We start from the raw sequence: 21,553 nt of genomic DNA on the forward strand, positions 1-21,553 counted from the left end.
TAACTGAACCATGTGAGGAGAGGCCGTGACGATCGAAGCCGTCGCCGACCGGACCACCGTCGAGGTGGTCAACCCGACCGCGGACAAGCTGGAGAACGCGGGTGCACCGCTGGCTCCGCGACCGGACACACTGAACGGCAAGGTGCTGGGTCTGCTGTCCAACAGCAAGCCCAACGCCGAGGTCGCGCTGCGGGCGGTCGCGGAGAAGATCAAGGAGACCTACCCCGACCTGAAGATACGGCTGTACCCGGGCTCCATCCGCTTCGAGCCCGAACTGCTGCGGCGGGCCATCGAGGAGAGCGACGCCCTCATCGGCGCCACGGCCGACTGCGGCGCCTGCACCTCGTGGCTGATCCACGACGGCGCGCAGGCCGAGAAGGCCGGAGTCCCCCAAGTCACCATCGTCGCCCGCGGATTCGAGCGTGACACGGACACCAGCGCCAAGGTCTTCGGTGTGCCGGACCTGCGGTACGTCGTGGTGCCCCGCGTCTTCACCGCGCTCACGGCGGAACAGGCGGCCGACCAGACGCTGCCGTTGACGGAGGAGATCGTCGCCGCCCTCACCTCGTCCCCCGCGCCGGAGGCGACCGACGCCGAGGAGCCGCCGGCCGAGGAGGAACGGCAGGAGACGTACACCTTCGGCGGAGCCACGGCGGTCGAGGCGATCGACGCCTTCAACGAGTACTACCTCGACCACGACTACGGCGACGGCCTGCCGCTGCACGCGCCCACCCGGGAGAAGGTCGAGGCGATCATCGCGGCGCAGGGGCGTCCCCGGGACGAGGTGATCCTCACCATCCCGCCGCTGCACGGCCACGGCACCCTGGAACGCATCGCGGTCAACGCGGCCATGGCCGGCTGCCGGCCGGCGGAACTGCCCGTCGTGATCGCCGCGTTGAAGGCGATCCACGCGTGCCCGCCCCCGATGAACCTCTCGGTCCTGATGTCGACCGGGGCCTTCGCGCCGGTGATCCTGGTCAACGGGCCCCTCGTGAAGAAGCTCGGCATCAACAGCGGACGCAGCCCGCTCGGGCCGGGCAGCAACAACCGGGTGAACATCCGCATCGGGCGGGCGGTCGCGCTCACGCTGCGCAACCTCGGCGCGTGGATCCCCGGACGTATGGACCTCGACACGATCGGCACCGTCCGCAAGAACATCCAGGTGCTGGGCGAGAACGAGGACGAGAGCCCGTGGGAGCCGTACCAGGTCGGCCAGGGTTACCGTCCCGACGACAGCACCGTGACGGTGCTGCATTCGGTGGGGGAGTGGGACCTCGGCTCCAACCACGGGCCGGTCGACCGCAGGCTGCACTCCATCGCGGCCCGTACGCCCACGCTCACCCAGGTCGGGTTCATGACCAGCACCCTGGCCGGACTCCTGGGCAACGAGGACGGCCTGTTCTATCTGCTGCCGCCGGAGACGGCGAAGAAGCTCTCGGAGGCGGGCCTGAGCAAGGACGCCGTCCGGCGCTACTTCCTGCACAACGTCAGGCCCCGCATCGCCGACGTCATCGCGCCGTTCATCGACTTCCGGGAGCGGGGTCTGGTCCGGCCGGAGTGGGAGTGGATGTTCCAGCTCAGCCCGGAGGAGCAACGGACCCAGTCGATCCAGGCGTTCAACGACCCGGCCGCGATCAACATCGCCGTCGCCGGGCACGGAACGCCCAAGGAGTTCGTCTTCGGCACCATGACCACGCCGATCACCGAGAAGATCGCCGGCATCGGATAACCGCCCTTCGGGCGGCGGAAGGAGGGACTGGTCGTGTCAGCTGTTCGCGCGATCACCGACGACGACTTCGAGGAGGCCGTCCGGAGTACCGACAGACCGGTGCTCGTGGACTTCTGGGCGCCGTGGTGCGGTCCCTGCCGGGCGATGGGCCCCATCCTGGACGCGATGGCACAGGCGCACGAGGGCAGGATCGACATCGTCAAGGTCAACCTGGACGAGAGCCCGCATGCCGCACAGCGGTACGGAGTCTCGTCGATTCCCGCGCTCCTGCTCTTCTCCGGGGGCGAAGTGGTGACGACACTCGTCGGCGCCAAACCGCGCACCATGATCGAGAGCGCCATCGCCGACTATCTGTGAACGGCATGGGCAAGAGGCGGTGCGGATCCGGGAGTCGGGCCGGATCCGCACTGCTCTGTCGGTGTGAGGTGTGAGAACGGTCAGAGCTTCTGATAGGCGAACTTCCGGCCCGTACCGCCGTCGACCACGAGGGTCTGCCCGGTGATCCACCGGGAGAGGTCCGTGAGGAAGAAGAGGATCGCCGACGCGATGTCGCTCGTCGTGCCCACCCGGCCGAGCGGCACCTGCTCGCCCGCCCTGTCGTAGTAGTCGGCCTCGGGGTGCCGCTCGGCGACACGCGGGGTCGCGGTCTGTCCGGGGGCGACGACGTTCACCCGTATGTCGGGGCCGAGTTCGAGCGCGGCCGTGGCGACCAGGTTGCCGAGGCCCGCCTTGGCGGCGCCGTAGACGGCGTGGTTGGGGGAGGACCGCAGGCCCGAGACGGAACCCACGAAGACCATCGACCCGCCCTCGGTCATGGCCCTCCCGCCGATCTGTAGCGCCAGGAAGGCGTGACGCAGGTTCAGGTCGAGGCCCCGGTGCCAGAGTTCGTCCGTGATCTCGCTGATCGGGCCCCAGTCCGAGATGCCGATGATGTCCGCGAGCCCGTGCACCGGGCCGAAGCGCTCGACGGCCTCCGCGACCACGCGCTCCACGTCCGCGCGGTTCGTCGCGTCGCCGGTGACGGCCAGGCCGTCGACCTCCTCGGCCACCGCCTTGGCGCGGACGGGGTCCGTGTCCACCACGGACACCCGCGCGCCGACAGCTGCGGCGGCCAGGCACGTCTGCCGTCCGATGCCCTGTCCGCCGCCGAGGACGAGGACGTGCCGGCCCGCCAGATCGAGCAACCCCCGGTAGTCGGGGGTGAGTTCGGTGATGCCCATCGTCGTTTCTCCCTCACGGTCGAGGAGCCGTCCGGACGACGCGTCCGGAAAGGTCGCGACGCTTTCTTGACGCCAGACGGAACAGGCTCGTTAACATAGTCAAATCAGTTAGGTAATTTAGATGAGTCCAGGCGGCGCGTCCATGGGCCCCGGTGCGAGCCGGGGCGCGGAGACGGCGGCCCGACGCCATCGCGCCGATGCGCGGTTCGGCCCCGCTGTCGATTGAAGAGGTGATCCCCGAATGATCCGGGTGCAGCCCGAGCGCTTCCTCCGAGGAACCCTGCCGGACCTGTCGTGGTCGGACGGCGGCTCGCGTCTTCCGCTGTCCGCCTGCCAGAAGCTGACGGCGGACACCGTGCGGGCCGCCCGCGTGCCGGCCGGACTGCATCTCGCCTTCACCGGTGCCGCGTCGACGATCACGCTCACGGTACGGACGGGGGCGCGGACGACCGTGCCCGCTCCCACCCTCGCCGAGGCATTCGTCGTCCGCGTACCGGGAAGGCCCACCGTCACGGCCCCCCTGCCGTCGGGAGGCGGCACCGTCCGCGTCGAGCTGCCCGACCGGAACCCGGCACGGATCGTGCGTGTGTTCCTTCCCGAGGCGGTCGAGACCACGATCGACGGCCTCGCCGCGGACGCCCCGCTGAACCCCGCCCCACGTGGCCCGCTGTGGGTGGTGTACGGCGACTCCATCACCCAGGGCTGGTCGGTCGCGCAGCCGGGACTCGCCTGGCCCTCCCTCGTCGCCGACGAGCTCGGCCTCGACCTGGTCAACCTCGGTTTCGCCGGAGCGGCGCGCGGTGAAGTGCTCGCCGCCGACGTCCTGGCCGCCTCGGGCGCGGCCGCCGTGGCCGTGGCCTGGGGCACCAACGCCTGGTCGTCGCTGCCGACCAGCGCCCCGCAGATCGCCGAGACGACGAGGCTCTTCCTGACCGCCGTACGCCAAGGACTCCCCGAGGCTCCCGTGACGGTCGTGAGCCCCATCGTGCGCCCCGACGCGGAGGACACACCCAACCGCTTCGGGGCGCGCCTCACCGATCTGCGCGAAGCGCTGGAGAACGCGGTACGGGCCTTCACCGCGGACACCCGTGACGACCGGATCACCCTGGTCCCGGGCCTCGGCCTGGTGCCGGCCGGACAACTCGTCGACGGCATCCACCCGGGCGACGAGGGCCACCGCGCGCTCGCCGACGGGGTGACAGCTCACGTCGCCGCCGGCCTGGGGCCGAGTACGCGCCGTACGGAGGCCGGAGTCCGATGACCCCGGCGGCAGAGCCCGGCACACCAGTGAACGCACCTGTACAGCACCGCCGTTCGCGGCGGGAGAGGAGCGAGATGAATCCGGCGAACGTGTTTCGACTGGACGGCAGGGTCGCGATCGTCACCGGCGGCGGGAGCGGCATCGGGCGGGCGAGCGCCACCGTACTCGCCGCCGCAGGCGCCCGGGTCGTCGTCGCCGACCTCGACGAAGAGGCCGCCGAGGCGACCGTGACGGAAATCAAGGAGCAGGGTGGCGAGGGAGTGCCCCACGGGGTCGATGTCGCCGATCCGGCCGCCGTGAACGTACTGGTCGACGGGACGGTGTCCGGCCTCGGCCGCCTCGACATCCTCGTCAACAACGCCGGCATCATGATCCGCCGCCCCCTCGCGGAGATCCCGCCCGAGGAATTCGACCGCGTCCTGTCGGTCAACCTCAAGAGCGTCCTCTACGGCAGCCAGGCCGCGGCCCGCGTGATGGAGCCCGGGTCGAGCATCGTCAACACCCTCTCCACCATCATCGACTTCGCCACCGTGGGCACCGGCTCCTACGCCGCCGCCAAGAAGGGAGGCGAGGCGCTGACCCGGACGTTCGCCGTCGAACTGGGACCACGGGGCATCCGGGTCAACGGCGTCGCACCGGGCTGGACGGACTCGGGCATCACCCGGCAGCGGCATGTGGACGAGTCGGGCGAGTTCCAGCAGGACGGCTTCGACGAACTCGCCCGCAAGATGGCCTCCGCCTCCCCGCTGGGCGCGGTCGCCGAGCCGATCGACTCCGCCTACGCCGTCCTCTACCTCGCCTCGGAGGCGAGCCGCTTCGTCACCGGACACGTGATCCGGGTCAACGGCGGCGCCTCCATGGTCTGACGAACCGTCACGACGGTACCCACTTCGTGATGCAGAGCCGATGAAGTCCTCTCCGATGAGGGACCCGTTGGACGACCGGCAGGAGACGGCCGGCCGCCCAGGGATGCTCAGGAGGTCACAGTGTCCGAATCTCCGTCCAGCATGGTCGACAGGGTCGTCGTGATCCTCGGTGTGTTCGAGCGGTCCGCCGGACCCCTCAACCTGGGGCAGATCAGCGCGTGCAGCGGTCTGCCGCGTTCCTCCGTCCACCGGATACTCCAGCAACTGGTCAACGCCCGCCTGCTCAGCAGGTACGACAACGAGTACCGGCTCGGACTGCGCATGTTCGAGATCGGCAGCCTGGTCACGCACCGGACCCGGATGGGCGAGGTCGCCAGGCCCCTGCTCCAGGAACTGCACGCCGCCACGGGGCACGTGGTCCACATGGCCGTACTGGACCAGCAGGACATCGTCTACCTGGAGCGGGTCGGCGGGTCGTTCGCTAGCACCCTTCCGTCCAGGATCGGAGGCCGCCTCCCGGCCCACTGCACCGCGCTGGGCAAGGCACTTCTCGCGTACTCCGCCAAGGAGGTCGTGGACGAGTACCTCTGGAGCGGACTGTGCCGTCGTACGTCCGTGAGCATCAACACCCCGCAAGCCCTGGAAACGGCCCTCTCCAGGATCCGCGGCATCGGATACGCGACCGAGACGGGTGAGGCCGCGGCCTCGGTCGCCTGCGTCGCCGCCCCGGTCCTCGTCCTGGACCAGCCGGTCGCCGCCATCTCGGTCTGCGGCCCGCAGGACCGCATCCGGGTCGACGAGCTGAGGTTCCAGGTCCAGTGGATCGCCGCCGAGGCCGCCCGCAGGCTGATGGTCTCCTCCCGCCGTCAGCGGCCCCGCCCACGGCGGTTGATCACCGCTGTTCCGCTCAGCGGACACGCCGCGTCCGCCGAGCTGTCCGAGACAGGACGATGAACGCATGACGGACGAAGCGGAGAGGACCGCGGCACGGCGACGTCCGACGCTCTCCTCGCGGCCCGCCGACGAGGCGACTCACCAGGAAGCGGAAGGTACGCGGCATGGCGCATGAGGTTGTCCGACGAGTCGAGCAGTACGGGCCGAAACTGGCCGAACTGGCCGCAGGGAACGAGGAGTTGGGCAGGCTGAGCGACGAGACCGTCGGTCTGCTGCGCTCGGCCGGCGTGCTGCGCCTGCTCCAGGACACGAAGTTCGGCGGCTACGCGGCCCACCCCCGGGACTTCGCGGAGGCGGTCATGGCCGTCTCCCGTCACGACGGTGCCGCGGGCTGGGTCTGCGGTGTCGTCGGGGTCCACCCCTGGGAGGTGGCGCAGATGGATCCGCGCCTCTCCCAGGAGATCTGGGGCGCCGACCCCGAGACCTGGATCGCCTCGCCCTACATGCCGAACGGGATCGCCGAACCGGTGGACGACGGCTATGTCCTGTCCGGACGCTGGCCGTTCTCGTCGGGCACGGACCACTGCGACTGGGTCTTCCTGGGCGCGCTGGTGGGCGACGGCAAGGGGAGACCGGCTTCCCCGCCGACCGTGCTCCACGTGGTCCTGCCCCGGTCGTCGTACGAGATCATCGACGACTCCTGGGACGTGATCGGGCTGTCCGGCACGGGCAGCAAGGACGTCGTCGTCGACGGCGCGTTCGTCCCGCGCTACCGGACCGTCAACCAGGACGAGGTGTCGGCGGGTGAGGCCGCGGAACGCAACGGCGTCACCGAGGCCCTCTACCGTCTGCCGTTCACCTCCATGTTCCCGCTCGGGATCACCTCGGCGGTCATCGGCATCTGCGAGGGCGCGCTCGACGTCCACCTGGCACTCCAGCGGGACCGGGTCGCCGTGACCGGAGTCCAGATCCGCGACGACCCGTACGTGCTCTACGCGGCGGGCGAGGCCGCGGCGGAGATCGCCGCCTCCCGGGTGCAGCTGCTCGACGGCATCAGCCGGATCTACGACCAGGTCGTGGCCGGCGAGCCGGTGACCATCGAGGACCGCTCCAACGTCCGGCGCAACCAGGTGCGTTGCGCCTGGCGGGCCGTCTCGGCCCTCGACGAGATCTTCACCAGGTCCGGAGGGAACGTGATCCGGCGCGACAACCCGCTCCAGCGGTACTGGCGGGACGCGCACGTGGGCCTCGCGCACATGATCCACGTCCCGGGTGCGGCCTATCACGCCAACTCCGTGGCGCGGATGGGTCTTGAACTGCCGCCACCGCTGCGCGTGATGATCTGACACCCCCGCCCCTGCGGCCGAGGAGGAACCACCCATGCACTCCGCCGACGGTACGAAGCCTCCGTCTCCCCGTGACCCGAACCCCTCGGACGACCGGCGCCGCTTCCGGGAGGTGCTGGGAAACTTCCCCACGAGTGTCGTCGCCATCACCGCGGGAGGGCCCGGGGAGCGGCCCGAGGGGATGATCGTCGGATCGTTCACCTCGGTCTCGCTCGACCCGCCGCTGGTGGCATTCCTCGCGGACCGCTCGTCCAGCACCTTCCCGAGGATCCGCGCCGCCGGCCGCTACTGCGTCAACGCGCTGGCGGCCGATCAGGAGGCGGTGTGCCGATCGATGGCGGCCAGGGGCGCCGACCGGTTCGCCGGCCTCGACTGGCAGCCGTCCCCGCTGGGCAACCCCGTCCTCGACGGCGTCGTCGCCTGGGTCGACTGCGTGATCGAGGACGTCCTGGAGATCGGCGACCACTACCTGGCCGTGGGCAGGGTCCACGACCTGCGCGTGCAGTCGGCCAAGACTCCACTGCTGTTCTTCCGCGGTGGCTACGGCGACTACTTCTCGCCGACGGCGATGGTGCTGGACCGGCTCGTCGGATGGTAGCGCCCGCGCCGGAGCACAGGGGCCGCCGTCCGACGAGCCGGTGCTCAGCCGACCGAGTCCGGCTCCCGCACGGTCACTTCGGCGAGTTCGATGCCCCGGGTCTGGAGCCCCTCCTCGATGAACGCCTTGAGGGAGTCCCCGTCGAGCACACAGGTGGCGCATACGTCGTTCGAGCCCCGGGAGTAGTCGACGGTGAGTCGGGACTGCTCGGGCGAGAACTCGGCGAGACGGATGGAACCGCCGTCCGGAGCGACCATCGGCTCCAGCAGGGTGAGCACTTCCTGGACGACGTCCTGGGCTTGCGGCATGGCCGGTCTCCTCTGTCCGTACTCCGCGTCGAGAGTGCCTGGCACCGCTCAACTGAGGCTGTAAATCGTAGCATTGAGTTAGCTGGTTGAGTGTCCCGACATCTTCAAATCAGTTAACTGTTTTAGTAGAGTCGGCCCGCTAGGCGATGCTCATGGAGCCGCCGCAACCGTGCCGCGGCAGCTCTCCCAGGACGGAGAAAAGGCATGACGCAGACCTCGGCCGAGCCCGCTGATCTCGACAGGGCGCGGGCCAAGTACCGAGCCGAGCGGGACAAGCGCCTCGATCCCGCGCGCCGCGAGATCCTGGACCTCACGGGACGCGAGGAGTTGGTCGAGGACCCCTTCACGGACGTGGTGCCACGCGGGCCGCTGCACGACACCGTCGACGCGGTCGTCGTGGGAGGGGGCTTCGGCGGCCTCCTCGCCGCCGCGCATCTGCGCAAGGCCGGAGTCGACCGCATCCGCGTCGTCGAGAAGGCCGGAGACGTGGGCGGGGTCTGGTACTGGAACCGCTACCCCGGCGCGATGTGCGACGTCGAGTCCTATGTGTATCTCCCGATGCTGGAGGAACTGGGCTACATCCCCCGGCACCGCTACGCCTACGGCCCCGAAATCCTCGCCTACGCAAGGAAGTTGGCGGCACACTTCGAGCTCTACGAGCACGCGCTGTTCCACACTTCCGTGACCGGCCTGCGCTGGGACACGGCAGGCGCGAGGTGGAGCGTCCGGACCGACCGCGACGACGAGTTCGAGGCCCGCTACGTGGTGGTGGCCCACGGTTCCTTCACCTCCCTGAAGCTGCCGGCCATCGACGGCATCGACACCTTCGAGGGCCGGCTGTTCCACACCTCGCGGTGGGACTACGACTACACCGGCGGAGGTCCCGCTGCCCCTCTCGCCAAGCTCGGCGACAAGAGTGTCGGTGTCATAGGCACCGGTGCCACCGCGGTACAGATCGTCGCGCCGCTGGCCGAGTCGGCGAAGAAGCTCAGCGTGTTCCAGCGCACCCCGTCCACCGTCGGCGTCCGCGACAACCGCGAGACGGACCAGGAGTGGGCGAAGACCCTGGAACCCGGCTGGCAGAAGCGGCGGCGCGACAACTTCACCCTCGTCACCAACGGCGAGAAGATCACCGAGGATCTGGTGCAGGACGGCTGGACCGTCTTCTACCACGCGATGCTGAGCAGCGAGGGCTACGGCGACCTGAGCGCCGAAGAGCTGGCCGAGCGGCGGGAGTTGACGGACCTTCAGCACATGGAGAACATCCGGGCCCGGATCGACGCGGTCGTACGGGACCCCGGCACGGCCGAGGCGTTGAAGCCGTACTACCGCTACCAGTGCAAGCGCCCCTGCTTCCACGACGAGTACCTGCCCGCCTTCAACCGGCCCAACGTCCACCTCGTCGACACCCAGGGGCAGGGCGTCCAGCGGATCACCGCGAAGGGAGTCGTGGTCGACGGCGTCGAGTACCCCCTCGACTGCCTGGTCCTGGCCACCGGCTTCGACCAGGACTCGTCGTACGTCGACCGGATCGGCTTCGACGTCACCGGGCTCGACGGCATCACCCTCTCCCGGAAGTGGCAGCACGGACCCGAGACCTTCCAGGGCGTGATGACCAGCGGATTCCCCAACTTCTTCTTCCTGCCGCCCAATTACACCCAGGGCACCGCCGCCGTGAACTTCGTCCACACCCTGGAGGAGACGGTCCGTCATGTCGCCTTCCTCGTCGGCGAGTTCGAGCGACAGGGCGTCGTCGCGGATGTCACCCGGCGGGCCGAGGACGCGTACGTCCAGCGTGTCGTGGCCGGCTCCGGCCTCGCGCTGCTGGGCGGCGGTTCCTTCCTGAAGGACTGCACACCCGGACGCTGGAACAACGAGGGAGACCCCGAGGGGCGGCCCCGGAAGAACGTCAACTACCCGGGTACGTCGACCGCCTACTTCAGCATGCTGGAGGAGTGGCGCAGGCGCGGCGACCTCACCGACCTGAGCCTCACGCCCCGGCCCGAACCGGCCGCCGTGCCCGGACCGTCCGACGACGCGAGGAATACCCGATGACCGGCACCGCCCCCGAAGCACCCGTACCGGGCACGCCGACCGCCCGGCGCTTCCAGGACAAGGTCGTCTTCATCACCGGAGCGGCCCGCGGACAGGGCCGCGCCGAGGCGGTGCGCTTCGCCGCTGAGGGCGCCGACATCATCGCGCTCGACATCTGCGAGGACCTGCCCACCACCAACTACCCCGGTGCGACCCCCGAGGACCTCGCAGAGACGGCACGCCTCGTCGAGAAACTCGGGCGGCGTGTGCGGACCCACAAGGCCGACGTACGCGACTTCCCGTCCCTGCGGGCGGCGTTGGAGGAGAGCGTCGCCGAACTGGGGCGCCTGGACGTGGTGGTGGCGAACGCCGGCATGACGACCGCCGGCCGCGCCTGGGAGATCGACCTGGAGCACTGGCAGGCGACCATCGACATCAATCTGACCGGTGCCTTCCACACGGTGAAGGCGGCCGTCCCGCTCATGATCGAGCAGGCCACCGGGGGCGCGATCGTCTTCACCAGCTCGGTGGCCGGTCTCCGGGGACTGCCCCTGCTGGCCGACTACGTGGCGGCCAAACACGGTGTCACCGGACTGGCCAAGACGCTGGCCAACGAACTGGGACCGCACCGGATCAGGGTCAACTCCGTGCACCCGCACGGCGTGGCCACCCAACTCGTCCCAGGAATCCGCGCGTTGATCGAGAACGACCCGGAGCTGGGGGCCTTCTACCAGGGCGTCCTGCCCGACGGCGTCAGCGAGCCCGAGGACATCGCGGCGGCGGTCGCCTGGATCGCCTCGGACGAGGCACGGCACATCACCGGAATCCAGCTACCGGTGGACCTCGGCCGTACCAATCGCTGACCCGACGCGACGGCGCAACGCCGGTGCCGGCCAAGGGAGTTCGGCCGACCGGAATCCCGAGAAGCAACGAGGAGCCAGTGATGGCCACAGAGGAGGCAGTGATGGCCACAGGGGAGTCCTACGACGTCATCGTCGTCGGGTCCGGAGGGGGCGGGCTCGTCGGGGCCTACGTCGCCGCGTCGCGTGGTCTGCGCACGCTCGTCATCGAGAAGACGGACCGGGTCGGCGGCACCACCGCCTATTCCGGTGCGGGACTCTGGTATCCGGGCTCCGCGCCCATGAAGCGGGCAGGTGTGGAGGACGACGCCGAGAACGCCCGGACGTATCTGCGCAGCGTGGTGGACGACGACACCAGGGAGCACCTCCAGGACGCCTATCTCGACGCCGGCCCGAAGCTGATCGACGAGCTCGAACAGAACCCCTGGTTCCAGTCGTTCGTCCACGGGCCTGTGCCCGACTACTTCGCGTCGAACCCCGGCTCCTCTCCCGGCGGACGGACGATCTTCCCTCCGGAGGTCGCCGTCGCCGACCTCGGTGAACACGCCGCGCTGGTACGGGACTCGATCCCCACCGAACGGTGGGGCGTGGCCCCGGGCCCGGTGCTCGACGGCGGCCGTGCCCTCATCGGCAGGGCCCTGATGGCCTTCCTGGAGACGGGCAAGGGCTCGCTCCGGGTCAATACCCGGCTGGAGAGCCTGGTCCTGGAGGCCGGCAGGGTGGTCGGCGTCACGGCATCGGCCGAGGGCGGCGAGCAGCTCACCTTCCGGGCCGAGCGCGGGGTCCTGCTCGCCGCCGGCGGCTTCGAACGCGACGCGGAACTGCGCCAGAAGCACCACCCGGTGCCGCTCGACGGCAGTTGGTCGAACGGCACCCCCGGCAACACCGGCGACGCCCTCCGCGCCGGAGTCGCCGTGGGCGCGGACACCGACCTCCTGGACGAGGCGTGGTACGTACCGGGTCTCGTCCATCCGGACGGCCTGCCGGTGTTCCACACCGGGACCCGCGGCGGCATCTGGGTCAACGGCGCGGGCGAACGCTTCGTGAACGAGACCCGCCCCTACGACCAGGCAGGCCACGAACTCGTCCGACTCCACGTGACCACAGGCGTGTCGCACATCCCCTGCCACTGGGTGTTCGACCAGCGGCACCTCGACCGCGACAGTTTCGGGGGATCACCCGACGAACCGGTCCGCCCGGAATGGCTGCGGTCGGGCGCCCTGAAGAAGGCCGACAGCCTGGCGGCACTCGCCGGACTGATCGGGGTGCCGTACGAGCAACTGACCAAGACCGTCGAGGAGTTCAACGGATACGCACACACCGGTGTGGACGAGCGATTCCACCGGGGTGAGACCCCGTGGGACCAGATGTACCAGCACATCGTGGGCTTCCCCGCCGGACCCGTGATGAACTACCCGGCCCCCGCCTCGCCGGACTGGCCCAACCCGCTGCTCCTGCCGCTCGACACCCCGCCGTACTACGCCGCGACCATCGTCCTGTCGGACATCGGCACCAAGGGCGGCCTGCGGACCGACGAGCACGCACGCGTGCTGCGCCCGGACGGCGGACCGATAGCGGGGCTCTACGCGGCGGGGAACACGGCGGCGGCCATGTCGGGGCGGACATACCCGGGTGCCGGAACCCCCATCGGCAGCAGCCTGGCCTTCTCGTACCGTGCGGTGCTCGACCTCGTGGGGACCGGGTCCGTGGTGTAGCCAGGTACACCGCGGTCCCGGGAGCGGCCTCCCTCGTGGCGAGGCGTGTCCTGCGGAATCGTTGAGTTCAGGCGGACGGCATGTGCTTCCGATCTGCCTGTCCACAACTTCTTGACCGAAAAGGAATGACCATGAGGGCAGCTGTCTACAACGGGATGCTGGACGTCGAGGTCGTCGAACTGGAGACGCCGACCTGCGGACCCGGCGACGTACTGCTGAGGAATCTCTACAGCAGTGTGTGCGGCTCCGACGTCTCCGCGTACTTTCACGGTCCCCGTGCCCATCGGGTCAACCCCGGCAGCGAGTTCGGCCACGAGATGGTGTCCGAGGTGGTGGCCAAGGGCGCCGAGGTGACGGGACTGGAGGTGGGGGACCGGGTCTACCCGTACCCGGTACTCGCCGCCGGGGACTCCTCCCGCGCCGGCACCCTGGGCGGGTTCTCGGAGTACCTTCTGGTCCCGGACTGCGAGGTGGGCAAGCAGGTCTACCTGGTCGACGAGCGGATCACCTCGAAGGAGGCCGCGCTGATCGAGCCGTTCACCGTCGCCACGCACGCCGCCCGCCGGGCGGGCCCGCAGAAGGGCGAGACCGCGATCGTCCTGGGCGCGGGCACGATCGGCATCGGCGCCGCCATAGCGCTCACCCACTTCGGCTGCGCGAAGGTGATGGTCGTCGACCTGTCCGGCTTCCGGCTGGAGAAGGCGGCCGAGCTCGGCTTCGAGACGTGCAACCCGTCCGAGGAGGATCTGGCGGCCAAGGCTGTCGAGGTGTTCGGTGAGGCGCGGGCGCTGAAGGGCACCACCGCCGATGTGGACATCTTCATCGAGGCGACCGGCGTGGACGCCTTGATCGGCACCTACCAGGACATGGGCAAGATCTTCAGCAGGATGGTCGTGGTCGGCGTCCACCACGAGTCGGTCCCCGTGAATCTGTCGACCCTCGCCTACGCCCATCAGAGCCTGATCGGATCCGGCGGATATTTTCCCGAGGACGTCGACACCGTGATGGAGGTGATGGCGGGCAAGGAGTTCGACATCGAGTCGATCGTCACGCACGAGTTTCCGCAGAGCGAGATCGTCCAGGCCATCAGGACCGCCGCCGATGTCGGTGAAGCGCTGAACGTGATGATCAAGTACTGAACCCCGTGCGCGAGTCGCACGGGCACCGGACGACACCAAGATCTCCACCGCCCGCGTTGATCTCCGAAGGGCCTAAAATATTCAACTATGCCAAGATCACCAGGGCACGGGCCGGGCTTCGAGATCAGACGTCAGGAGATCATCGACAAGGCGGCCGCGTTGTTCGCGGACAAGGGCTACGCCGCCACCGGTATCGCCGAGGTCGGGGACGTCGCCGGTCTGGGCAGGGGAGCGCTGTACTACTACATGGGTTCCAAGGAGAATCTCCTCGTCGAGATCCAGGACCGGGTGATGCGCCCCATGCTGGCTTCCGCCCACCGGATCGCCGCCCTGGAGGACGTGGATCCGGTGCTACGGCTGCGCATGCTGTCGCAGACACTGCTGGAGAACATCCTGGCCCGACTCGATCACGTCCGGGTCTACGAGCACGACTACCGGAACCTGCGGGGGGCCAACCGCACGCGGCTGTTGAACCAGCGCCGTGAGTTCGAGGAGATCGTCCAGGAGTTGCTGGTCGCCGCGATGGAAGACGGTTCGTTCCGCAGACTCGACCCGAGACTGGCCACTCTGCAGTTCCTCAACATGCACAATCACACCTACCAGTGGGTGAAGGTCGACGGCGCGTGGAACGCGCAGTACCTGTCGAGCGAGTACTGCACCACCTTCTTCCGAGGCCTGGGCAGTCCAGGAAGCCGGTTCGACGACATCGAGGACCGCGTGGTGGAGTACCTCGCCAAGCGGGAGTCCGCCGTCCCGGAACCGCTGCCACACGCCGGCATCGACTGACCCGAACCGTCCGGGACCGTCGTGGCCGACGAACAGGAGCCCGCCGGTGCCGCAGCCGGCGAGGATCACGCGGACGGGAGCTGCGAACAGGCCGGCGTGGGTACCGAGAGGCGACTTTTGCCGCGAGTACCGGCAGGCGACGTGTCGTGTCTTCCGCGCGCGACCCGGCCGGACGAGCGGCTGGGGCGCGCGCGGTCGCAGTATGTGAGCCGGCTGCGTCCGTTCCGTCGACTCTGTGTTGCGTTCTGAGCATTGCCCCGCCGTATCCGCGTCCGTTACCGTAACGGCGATTGATTCGCTGACCGATCGGTACAACCTCCGAAGTCCCGTGGCGGAGCGGGAGATTGCTCGACATCTGGAGGGGCTCTTGACTGAATCGACGAACGCCTCGGGTGAGGAACAGCCAGGCGCCGTACGTGATCGAGCGGGGGTCGCGTCCGCTCCGATCGAGGTCGACGTGCTGGTGATCGGAGCCGGCGCCACGGGTATCTACCAGCTCTGCCGCGCTCGCGAAGAGGGCTTCTCCTCGCTATTGCTGGAGGCCGGCCACGGGGTCGGTGGCATCTGGTACTGGAAACGCTCGTTCCAAGCGGCCTCCGATGGAGCACGAGTTGACGCCGGTCGCTCTTTCCCGGGGAAATGGTGGGAAGAGCAGGCGCGCTCCGACGAGTTGCCCGGACCGCCGGAGATCGGGCGCTGTCTGGACCATCTGAACCACGTTGTCGACCGCTCCGGCGTACGTCGTGGAATGCGGTTCGGCGCCACCGTGAGGTCGGCGGTCTACGACGATCCTTCCGGGACATGGGGGGTGACGACCACCGACTCCGTCGAGTACCGCGCTCGCTTCCTCGTGGCCACCACGGGTGTCCTCTCGGCGCCGACGAAGAGAACGCGCGACTTCATCTGCATGCGAGTCGCGCTGATTGAAGCCGGTTTGGGTGGAACGCGGTATGTCACGACGGGGAATGAATTCCCTCAGGGCGGACGCGAACGCAATGCGGTGGTCGACATGAAGAAGGGGCGACAGGCGCCGCGCCCGAATGCCCGCAGCCTGGTCAAGGCTCCTGAGGCGGTCGAAGGGCCCGACGACGTCGGTTTCGACACCGCTCGGGCGGCCGAGTCCGACGTCGACGACGGCGTGTTGAAGAGGCTGGGGGTCCGGGGTCGGGAAGGGCTCAAGCTGAAGGGTTACTGGTCGGGCGGTCCCCGCACCTACCTCGGTGTGATGACCGCGGGATTCCCGAATTTCTTCTTTCCCGGCGGTCGTTACGGCACCCTCCGCGACAACCCCCAGTGCGCTGGAGATCAGGTGGATATCGTCACCGGTGCTCTCGTGTACGCGCGTGATCACGGACATGACGTCGTCGAGGTGGAACTCGCGGCGGAGGAGGAATGGACGAACCTGATGGAGAGCGGTGAGTCCCGCCTGACGTACTCCTCCCCGAATGGGGCCGGTTGGTCTCGCCTGCGCGATATGGCCGTGGCCATTGAGGACTACGAGTACGCGGGGTTCATCTTTTCCAAGGCGGACAGCGCCGCCTGACCTCGCCTCGATATACCGGGCGCGGTGCTGGACGGTGGGAATCGGTGATGGCCGGAGAATTCGGACGCGCGATCAGCCTGATGCCGACAGCCTTGGGTGCCTCATCGCCGTATACGATCTCCGCGTTCGAGGGTGGCCATGGCCCGCTCGCCGAGGCGGCAGCAGGGCAGGGCTACGGCCGGCTCAGCAGGCGACGGGCCCGTTCGAGGACCGGTCGGTCGACCATGCGGCCGTTCACCACGGTGACCGCTCCGTCGGCCGCCTGGTCGGCTGCCGCCCGGACGATCTCGCGGGCCTGTTCGCGTTCCGCGTCCGACGGGGTGAACACCCCGTTCACCGCCGGTACTTGACGGGGGTGGACGCACAGTTTGCCGGTGTAGCCGAGCCTCGCGGCCCGTTCGGCGTCGGTCACCAGCGCACGCTCGTCGTGCAGCGCGGTCGTGACTCCGTCGAGCGGGGGTGCCACACCGGCCGCGGCCGACGCGAGCACCAGATGGGAGCGGGTGTACGCCAGCGCCGTCGAGTCGTCGGGGTCCACGCCGAGCTCGGCCGCCAGGTCGACGCTGCCGAAGCCGGCCCGGATCACGCCGGGCACCGCAAGGACGGCACGGGTATCCAGCACTCCGGCCGCCGTCTCCAGCAGCGGGACGACGGCCGAGCCCGGGTGCAGCCGGGCCACCAAGTCGGCGATCTGGTCCGGCCGTTCGGCCTTGGGCAGCATCACCGTGCGCGGGCGGTCCGCGAGGGCGGCCACGTCCCGGTCGTACCACGGGGTGGCGGGGGCGTTGATCCGTACGATGCCCGTGCCCCCGTCGGACAGCCAGGCGAGGACGTGCTCGCGGGCCTCGTCCTTGGCGTGGGGGGCCACGGCGTCCTCCAGGTCGAGGACGATGCCGTCGGCGCCCGCGGCGGCGGCTTTGGCGAACCGGTCCGGGCGGTGTCCCGGAACGAACAGCAGGGTCCGCGCGGAGGCGACCCGCCGCCGGTGGTCGGGCTCGTTCACCGGACGCCCCGCTTGTCCAGCCAGCCGAGGATCACCTGGAGGGCCTCGCGGTTGTTCCTCTCCAGCATCATGCCGTGCCCGTTGCCGTGGACGCCGTGGTCGGCGAGCCGCACCAGGTCGACGTCGCAGCCGGCCTGTTCCAGGAAGGCCACCAGATGCCCGTCGAAGAGGACGAACGGTGACGCCTCCGCGGTGACCACGGCGATCGGCATCCGGGACAGGTTCGTGAGTCTGCGGGCCGGTTCCGCCTGGAGGGTCATCGGGATGCCGCTGGCCGTGTCCTGGGTGAGCAGGCTCAGTTCGGAGGGGTCGGCGGCGGGAGGGTCGTACGTCAGCGGGGCGGCTGTCAGTCCCCAGTCCAGGGAGAAGGCGCCCGGGCGGACGGCGAACGGGGGGCCGACGGTCTCGACGGCGACCAGCGCTCTGACGAGTTCGGGCCGGGCGTCGGCGGAGAGGTACCCGGCCGGGCCGCCGGCCGAATGGCAGACGACGATCGCGGGGCCGATCCGGTCCAACAGCTCGGCCATGCGGGCCTGTTCCAGCGCGTGCATCGCCGCGGTGTCCGCGAGCATCGGCCCGCTGCCCGCCATGGCCTGGGCGACCACCGGATCGTCGGCCGTGCGGCCGCCGGGCCATTGCGTGTGCCCTTCCGCGAACCCCTCGGGGGCGAAAATCCCCAGGTACGCCTCGGTCGGCATCATCGGACCCATGGCACCGAGCACGTCCGGATGGTGCGGTGACCTGCCGTGCCCGGGGCGGTCCACCACATAGACGGTGTAGCCCTCCCGCACCAGATGCGCGGCCCACCCGGGGCGGCCGTCCGGGGTGCCCAGGTAGTCAAGGCCCTGGCCGCCGCCCCCGTGCACGAGCACCACCGGGTACGGCCGGCGCACCTCGGCGGGCGACTCCCACTCGACGTACATCTGACCGCGGGGGACGGTCCCGCCCCCGTCCTGCATGGCCGGCTCCGCCCCCACCCAGAAGAACCCCCTGCGTGAAGTGATCGGTTCACTCACTGCGCACACCGCCCTGTCGTTCGCTGACCGAACATCTCGTAGGGTGAGGTTAGGGGTGCGGTGGTGGCGAGTCAATGAAATCGAAACGAAAATGTTCGGTGAGCGCACAAACGTGCGCTACAGTGACACTTCACGGTTTCGGGATCCCTCCACTCCGCGTTGACCGGAAGGCGTCTGCCATGACCGATCAAGCCCGTCAGTCCCATCGCCAGGGGCGTTTCTTCGAGGACTTCAAGGCCGGTGACGTCTACCGGCACCCGCTGGGACGCACCATCAGCGAGGCGGACAACACCTGGTTCACGCTCCTGACGATGAACACGCACCAGTCGCACTTCAACGCCCACTACGCCGAGGGCACCCCGTACAAGAAGGTCCTGGTCAACTCGGGCTTCACCATCGCGCTGGTGCTCGGCCAGACCGTCTCGGACATCAGCCAGAACGCGGTCGCCAACCTGGAGATGACCGACGTCAGGCTGCTCCACCCGGTCTTCGTCGGCGACACGCTGTACGCCGAGTCGATCTGCACGGCCGTGCGCCCGTCGCGGTCCCGCCCCTCGGTGGGAATCGTCACCTCCCGCACCCGGGCCCTGAACCAGGACGGCGAGGTCTGCCTCTCCTTCACCCGCTCGGTGATGGTCAACCGGCGTGACTCCCCGCACGCCGGCACTCCCTTCCCGGAGGCCAGGGGTGGACCGATCGCCCTGCCGGAGACCGGAGGGGCCGCATGACGGCGACCCCCCTGCCCCTCGCGGGCCTGCGGATTCTCGCCGTCGAGCAGTACGGCGCCGGCCCGTTCGGCTCGCTCCACCTGGCCGATCTCGGGGCCGAGGTGATCAAGATCGAGGACCCGTCCGTCGGCGGCGACGTGGGCCGCGGCATCCCGCCCTTCGCCCGCGACGCCGACTCCCTCTTCTTCCAGTCGCTCAACCGCAACAAGCGCTCGATCGCCCTGGACCTGACGAACCCCGCGGGCCGGGAGGTCTTCGAGGAACTCGTCCGCCGCAGCGACGCCGTCTTCTCCAACCTGCGCGGCGACGTCCCGGCGAAGATCCGGATCACGTACGACGACCTCAAACACCTCAACCCGCGCGTCGTCTGCTGTTCGCTCAGCGGCTTCGGCATGCACGGCCCGCGCCGCGACCAGCCCGGCTACGACTACGTGCTCCAGGGCCTGGCCGGCTGGATGACGATGACCGGCGATCCCGAGGGCCCGCCCACCAAGTCCGGCCTCTCCCTCGTCGACTTCTCGGGCGGGATGGCCGCCGCGCTCGCCCTGCTCGCCGGGGTGCACGGCGCGCGCACGACCGGCACCGGCATGGACTGCGACGTCAGCCTCTACGACACCGCGATGTCGATGCTCAACTACCTCGCCGCCTGGCACCTCAACGCCGGATACGAACCCCGCCGCACCCCGCAGTCGGCGCACCCGAGCCTGGTGCCGTTCCAGAACTTCCGGACCGCCGACGGCTGGATCGTCATCGCCTGCCCGAAGGAGAAGTTCTGGCACCGGCTGCTGCACGTCCTCGGCGAGCCGTCCTGGGCGGGCGACCCCCGGTTCGCGTCGTTCGAGACCCGCCACGAGCACGCCGCCGACCTCGTCCCGCTCATCGAGAAGGAACTCTCCCGGCACGGCACCGACACCTGGGTGCGGTTGCTGGAGGCCGAGGGCGTCCCGTGCGCCCGCGTCAACACGGTCGCCGAGGCACTGACCGAAGAGCACACCCTGGCGCGGGAGTTGATCGTGACCGCAGAGCACCCGGAGTGGGGCGAGGTGCGCCAGGTGCTCACGGCGGCCCGGGCCGGCACGGCGCGCGCCACCCACACCCGGGCCCCGAGGCTCGGTGAGGACACCGACGACGTACTGGCCGGACTGTGCGGCTATGACATGACGAAGCGTCAGGAGCTGGGCTCAGCAGGGGCGTTCGGCGCAGCCACCGCCGCGGATGCGGACGTCGCCGCCACGGCAACGAAGGAATGAGAACCGCATGGACTTCACACTCAACGACGAGCAGCAGCAGTTCCGCCGCACTCTGCGTGACTTCGTCGACAAGGACATCGTCCCGGTCGCCCGCGAGTGGGAGCAGGGCGGACGCTACCCCGCCGAGATCGTCGAGACGATGAAAGAGATGGGCCTGTTCGGCCTGCTGGTCCCCGAGGAGTACGGCGGACTCGCGGTCGACCTGGTCTCCTTCGCCCTCGTCTTCGAGGAGATAGCCCGCGGCTGGATGGGCGTGGCCGGCATCCTCGGCAGCCACTCCCTCGCCACCTGGATGATCGCCAAGCACGGCACCGAGGACCAACGCACCCGCTACCTGCCCGAGTTGGCCACCGGTGAGCGCCGTACCGGCATCGCCCTCACCGAGCCCGACGCGGGCAGCGACCTCCAGGGCATCACCACCCGCGCCCGCCTCGACGGCGACCACTACGTCGTCGACGGCACCAAGATGTGGATCACCAACGCCCGTTACGCGGACCCCATGCCGGTCCTCGTCAAGACCGACTCCACCGCCTCCCCGGCCCACCGGGGCATGAGCATCCTGCTCGTCGACGCGGACACCCCCGGCTACGAGGTCACCCGTGACCTGCCCAAGCTCGGCTACAACGGCCCCGAGACCTGCGAGATCGTCCTGACGGGCGTGCGGGTGCCGAAGGAGAACCTGCTCGGCGGCGTCGAGGGCCGCGGACTGCAACAGGCGCTGTCCGCACTGGAGGTGGGCCGGATCAACGTGGCCGCCCGCAGCGTGGGCATCGCCCAGCGTGCCTACGAGGAGGCGCTGGACTACTCCAGGCAGCGACGCGCCTTCGGCCGGCCCATCGCCGACTTCCAGGCGATCCAGCTGAAGATCGCCGACATGGCGACCGGCGTCCAGAGCGCCCGGCTGCTCACCTACTGGGCGGCGAGCCGCAAGGACGACACCGAACGGGCCGACCTGGAGACCGGGATGGCCAAGCTGCACGCCTCCGAGGTCGCCGTCAGCGCCGCCCAGGAGGCCATGCGTGTGCACGGCGCGTACGGCTACTCCAAGGAGTACGAGGTCGAGCGCCTCTTCCGCGACTCGATGCTGATGAGCATCGGTGAGGGCACCAGCGACATCCTGCGCACGGTGATCGCGAAGAAGCTCGTCGCGGGCGACGGACGCGTCGGCTGACCTCTCCCGGCCGTCAGCGCACCGCCTCGATCACACCACTGAAGAAACGAGGTGAGGGCATGCCCACGCCCCCTCAGCAGAACCCC

At 69.4% G+C, this 21,553-nt stretch carries 20 protein-coding genes; 16 read left to right on the forward strand and 4 right to left on the reverse strand.

Annotated elements, in window-relative coordinates:
• Positions 1-25: 25 nt before the first annotated feature.
• Both ACNFOC_RS05940 and trxA read left to right on the forward strand, forming a co-directional pair.
• Positions 26-1,729, forward strand: coding sequence for a UGSC family (seleno)protein (locus tag ACNFOC_RS05940; RefSeq protein WP_416957321.1), 1,704 nt, complete (start codon positions 26-28; stop codon positions 1,727-1,729).
• Positions 1,730-1,762: 33 nt separating this feature from the next.
• Positions 1,763-2,086, forward strand: coding sequence for a thioredoxin (gene trxA, locus ACNFOC_RS05945; protein ID WP_416957323.1), 324 nt, complete (start codon positions 1,763-1,765; stop codon positions 2,084-2,086).
• A gap of 80 nt (positions 2,087-2,166) precedes the next feature.
• Here the strand turns inward: trxA and ACNFOC_RS05950 are convergent, their stop codons facing one another.
• Entirely contained in the window at positions 2,167-2,949 is a 783-nt protein-coding gene (locus ACNFOC_RS05950) for an SDR family NAD(P)-dependent oxidoreductase (RefSeq protein WP_416957325.1), read from the reverse strand.
• A 241-nt stretch (positions 2,950-3,190) separates the two neighbouring features.
• On the opposite strand from ACNFOC_RS05950, the gene ACNFOC_RS05955 reads away from it, so the two are divergent.
• From ACNFOC_RS05955 to ACNFOC_RS05975, 5 genes are all read left to right on the forward strand, one after another.
• Positions 3,191-4,210 carry a GDSL-type esterase/lipase family protein gene (locus ACNFOC_RS05955; RefSeq protein ID WP_416957327.1) on the forward strand — a complete coding sequence of 340 codons (1,020 nt, stop codon included), beginning with the start codon at positions 3,191-3,193 and terminating at the stop codon, positions 4,208-4,210.
• Between the two features lie 74 nt (positions 4,211-4,284).
• Positions 4,285-5,076, forward strand: a complete 792-nt coding sequence (locus ACNFOC_RS05960) for an SDR family NAD(P)-dependent oxidoreductase (protein WP_416957329.1) — start codon at positions 4,285-4,287, stop codon at positions 5,074-5,076.
• Positions 5,077-5,196: 120 nt separating this feature from the next.
• Positions 5,197-6,030, forward strand: a complete 834-nt coding sequence (locus ACNFOC_RS05965; RefSeq protein WP_416957331.1) for an IclR family transcriptional regulator — start codon at positions 5,197-5,199, stop codon at positions 6,028-6,030.
• 104 nt (positions 6,031-6,134) lie between these two features.
• Positions 6,135-7,316, forward strand: a complete 1,182-nt coding sequence (locus ACNFOC_RS05970) for an acyl-CoA dehydrogenase family protein (RefSeq protein ID WP_416957333.1) — start codon at positions 6,135-6,137, stop codon at positions 7,314-7,316.
• Positions 7,317-7,350: 34 nt separating this feature from the next.
• Positions 7,351-7,914, forward strand: coding sequence for a flavin reductase family protein (locus tag ACNFOC_RS05975; RefSeq protein ID WP_416957334.1), 564 nt, complete (start codon positions 7,351-7,353; stop codon positions 7,912-7,914).
• Between the two features lie 44 nt (positions 7,915-7,958).
• Here ACNFOC_RS05975 and ACNFOC_RS05980 read toward each other — a convergent pair whose 3' ends face one another.
• Entirely contained in the window at positions 7,959-8,222 is a 264-nt protein-coding gene (locus ACNFOC_RS05980; RefSeq protein WP_416957336.1) for a hypothetical protein, read from the reverse strand.
• A 204-nt stretch (positions 8,223-8,426) separates the two neighbouring features.
• Between ACNFOC_RS05980 and ACNFOC_RS05985 the strand changes: the two genes are divergently transcribed.
• The 6 genes from ACNFOC_RS05985 to ACNFOC_RS06010 all read left to right on the forward strand — a co-directional run bounded on the left by ACNFOC_RS05985 (position 8,427) and on the right by ACNFOC_RS06010 (position 16,299).
• Positions 8,427-10,277 (forward strand): flavin-containing monooxygenase, encoded by a 1,851-nt coding sequence (locus tag ACNFOC_RS05985; RefSeq protein ID WP_416957337.1) that lies wholly within the window; start codon positions 8,427-8,429, stop codon positions 10,275-10,277.
• Positions 10,274-11,119, forward strand: coding sequence for a mycofactocin-coupled SDR family oxidoreductase (locus ACNFOC_RS05990; RefSeq protein ID WP_416957339.1), 846 nt, complete (start codon positions 10,274-10,276; stop codon positions 11,117-11,119). Before ACNFOC_RS05985 ends, ACNFOC_RS05990 begins: the two co-directional genes overlap by 4 nt.
• 80 nt (positions 11,120-11,199) lie before the next feature.
• Positions 11,200-12,831 carry an FAD-dependent oxidoreductase gene (locus ACNFOC_RS05995; protein WP_416957341.1) on the forward strand — a complete coding sequence of 544 codons (1,632 nt, stop codon included), beginning with the start codon at positions 11,200-11,202 and terminating at the stop codon, positions 12,829-12,831.
• Positions 12,832-12,962: 131 nt separating this feature from the next.
• A complete protein-coding gene (locus ACNFOC_RS06000; RefSeq protein WP_416957342.1) occupies positions 12,963-13,970 on the forward strand; it encodes a zinc-dependent alcohol dehydrogenase in 1,008 nt (335 codons plus the stop codon).
• An 87-nt stretch (positions 13,971-14,057) separates the two neighbouring features.
• Entirely contained in the window at positions 14,058-14,756 is a 699-nt protein-coding gene (locus ACNFOC_RS06005) for a TetR/AcrR family transcriptional regulator (protein ID WP_416957343.1), read from the forward strand.
• A gap of 367 nt (positions 14,757-15,123) precedes the next feature.
• Entirely contained in the window at positions 15,124-16,299 is a 1,176-nt protein-coding gene (locus tag ACNFOC_RS06010; RefSeq protein WP_416957345.1) for an NAD(P)-binding protein, read from the forward strand.
• 172 nt (positions 16,300-16,471) lie between these two features.
• Here ACNFOC_RS06010 and ACNFOC_RS06015 read toward each other — a convergent pair whose 3' ends face one another.
• Positions 16,472-17,302, reverse strand: coding sequence for an HpcH/HpaI aldolase/citrate lyase family protein (locus ACNFOC_RS06015; protein WP_416957347.1), 831 nt, complete (start codon positions 17,300-17,302; stop codon positions 16,472-16,474).
• Positions 17,299-18,261: an alpha/beta hydrolase gene (locus tag ACNFOC_RS06020; protein ID WP_416957349.1), complete on the reverse strand. Its 963-nt coding sequence runs from the start codon at positions 18,259-18,261 to the stop codon at positions 17,299-17,301. Before ACNFOC_RS06020 ends, ACNFOC_RS06015 begins: the two co-directional genes overlap by 4 nt.
• A 236-nt stretch (positions 18,262-18,497) precedes the next feature.
• Here ACNFOC_RS06020 and ACNFOC_RS06025 point away from each other — a divergent pair, with 236 nt between their 5' ends.
• Genes ACNFOC_RS06025 through ACNFOC_RS06035 form a run of 3 tightly spaced genes read left to right on the forward strand, consistent with a single transcriptional unit; the run spans position 18,498 to position 21,467 of the window.
• Entirely contained in the window at positions 18,498-19,046 is a 549-nt protein-coding gene (locus tag ACNFOC_RS06025) for a MaoC family dehydratase (protein WP_416957351.1), read from the forward strand.
• Positions 19,043-20,296 (forward strand): CaiB/BaiF CoA transferase family protein, encoded by a 1,254-nt coding sequence (locus ACNFOC_RS06030; protein ID WP_416957353.1) that lies wholly within the window; start codon positions 19,043-19,045, stop codon positions 20,294-20,296. The genes ACNFOC_RS06025 and ACNFOC_RS06030 overlap by 4 nt, the downstream gene beginning before the upstream one ends.
• A 7-nt stretch (positions 20,297-20,303) precedes the next feature.
• The gene (locus tag ACNFOC_RS06035; RefSeq protein ID WP_416957356.1) at positions 20,304-21,467 is read left to right on the forward strand and encodes an acyl-CoA dehydrogenase family protein; all 1,164 of its coding nucleotides are present in this window, start codon (positions 20,304-20,306) and stop codon (positions 21,465-21,467) included.
• Positions 21,468-21,553: the final 86 nt, after the last annotated feature.

It is taken from the genome of Streptomyces colwelliae, assembly GCF_048158785.1.
Lineage (GTDB): Bacteria > Actinomycetota > Actinomycetes > Streptomycetales > Streptomycetaceae > Streptomyces.

Bases quoted from the DNA above. Each gene is read 5' to 3' on its own strand.
- ACNFOC_RS06000 (WP_416957342.1), top strand. From the start codon at position 12,963: ATGAGGGCAGCTGTCTACAACGGGATGCTGGACGTCGAGGTCGTCGAA.
- ACNFOC_RS06030 (WP_416957353.1), top strand. From the start codon at position 19,043: ATGACGGCGACCCCCCTGCCCCTCGCGGGCCTGCGGATTCTCGCCGTC.
- ACNFOC_RS06020 (WP_416957349.1), bottom strand. From the start codon at position 18,261: ATGCAGGACGGGGGCGGGACCGTCCCCCGCGGTCAGATGTACGTCGAG.
- ACNFOC_RS05975 (WP_416957334.1), top strand. From the start codon at position 7,351: ATGCACTCCGCCGACGGTACGAAGCCTCCGTCTCCCCGTGACCCGAAC.
- ACNFOC_RS05985 (WP_416957337.1), top strand. From the start codon at position 8,427: ATGACGCAGACCTCGGCCGAGCCCGCTGATCTCGACAGGGCGCGGGCC.
- ACNFOC_RS06005 (WP_416957343.1), top strand. From the start codon at position 14,058: ATGCCAAGATCACCAGGGCACGGGCCGGGCTTCGAGATCAGACGTCAG.
- ACNFOC_RS05950 (WP_416957325.1), bottom strand. From the start codon at position 2,949: ATGGGCATCACCGAACTCACCCCCGACTACCGGGGGTTGCTCGATCTG.
- ACNFOC_RS05970 (WP_416957333.1), top strand. From the start codon at position 6,135: ATGGCGCATGAGGTTGTCCGACGAGTCGAGCAGTACGGGCCGAAACTG.
- ACNFOC_RS05990 (WP_416957339.1), top strand. From the start codon at position 10,274: ATGACCGGCACCGCCCCCGAAGCACCCGTACCGGGCACGCCGACCGCC.
- ACNFOC_RS06025 (WP_416957351.1), top strand. From the start codon at position 18,498: ATGACCGATCAAGCCCGTCAGTCCCATCGCCAGGGGCGTTTCTTCGAG.
- ACNFOC_RS05980 (WP_416957336.1), bottom strand. From the start codon at position 8,222: ATGCCGCAAGCCCAGGACGTCGTCCAGGAAGTGCTCACCCTGCTGGAG.
- ACNFOC_RS05960 (WP_416957329.1), top strand. From the start codon at position 4,285: ATGAATCCGGCGAACGTGTTTCGACTGGACGGCAGGGTCGCGATCGTC.
- ACNFOC_RS05995 (WP_416957341.1), top strand. From the start codon at position 11,200: ATGGCCACAGAGGAGGCAGTGATGGCCACAGGGGAGTCCTACGACGTC.
- ACNFOC_RS06035 (WP_416957356.1), top strand. From the start codon at position 20,304: ATGGACTTCACACTCAACGACGAGCAGCAGCAGTTCCGCCGCACTCTG.
- ACNFOC_RS05955 (WP_416957327.1), top strand. From the start codon at position 3,191: ATGATCCGGGTGCAGCCCGAGCGCTTCCTCCGAGGAACCCTGCCGGAC.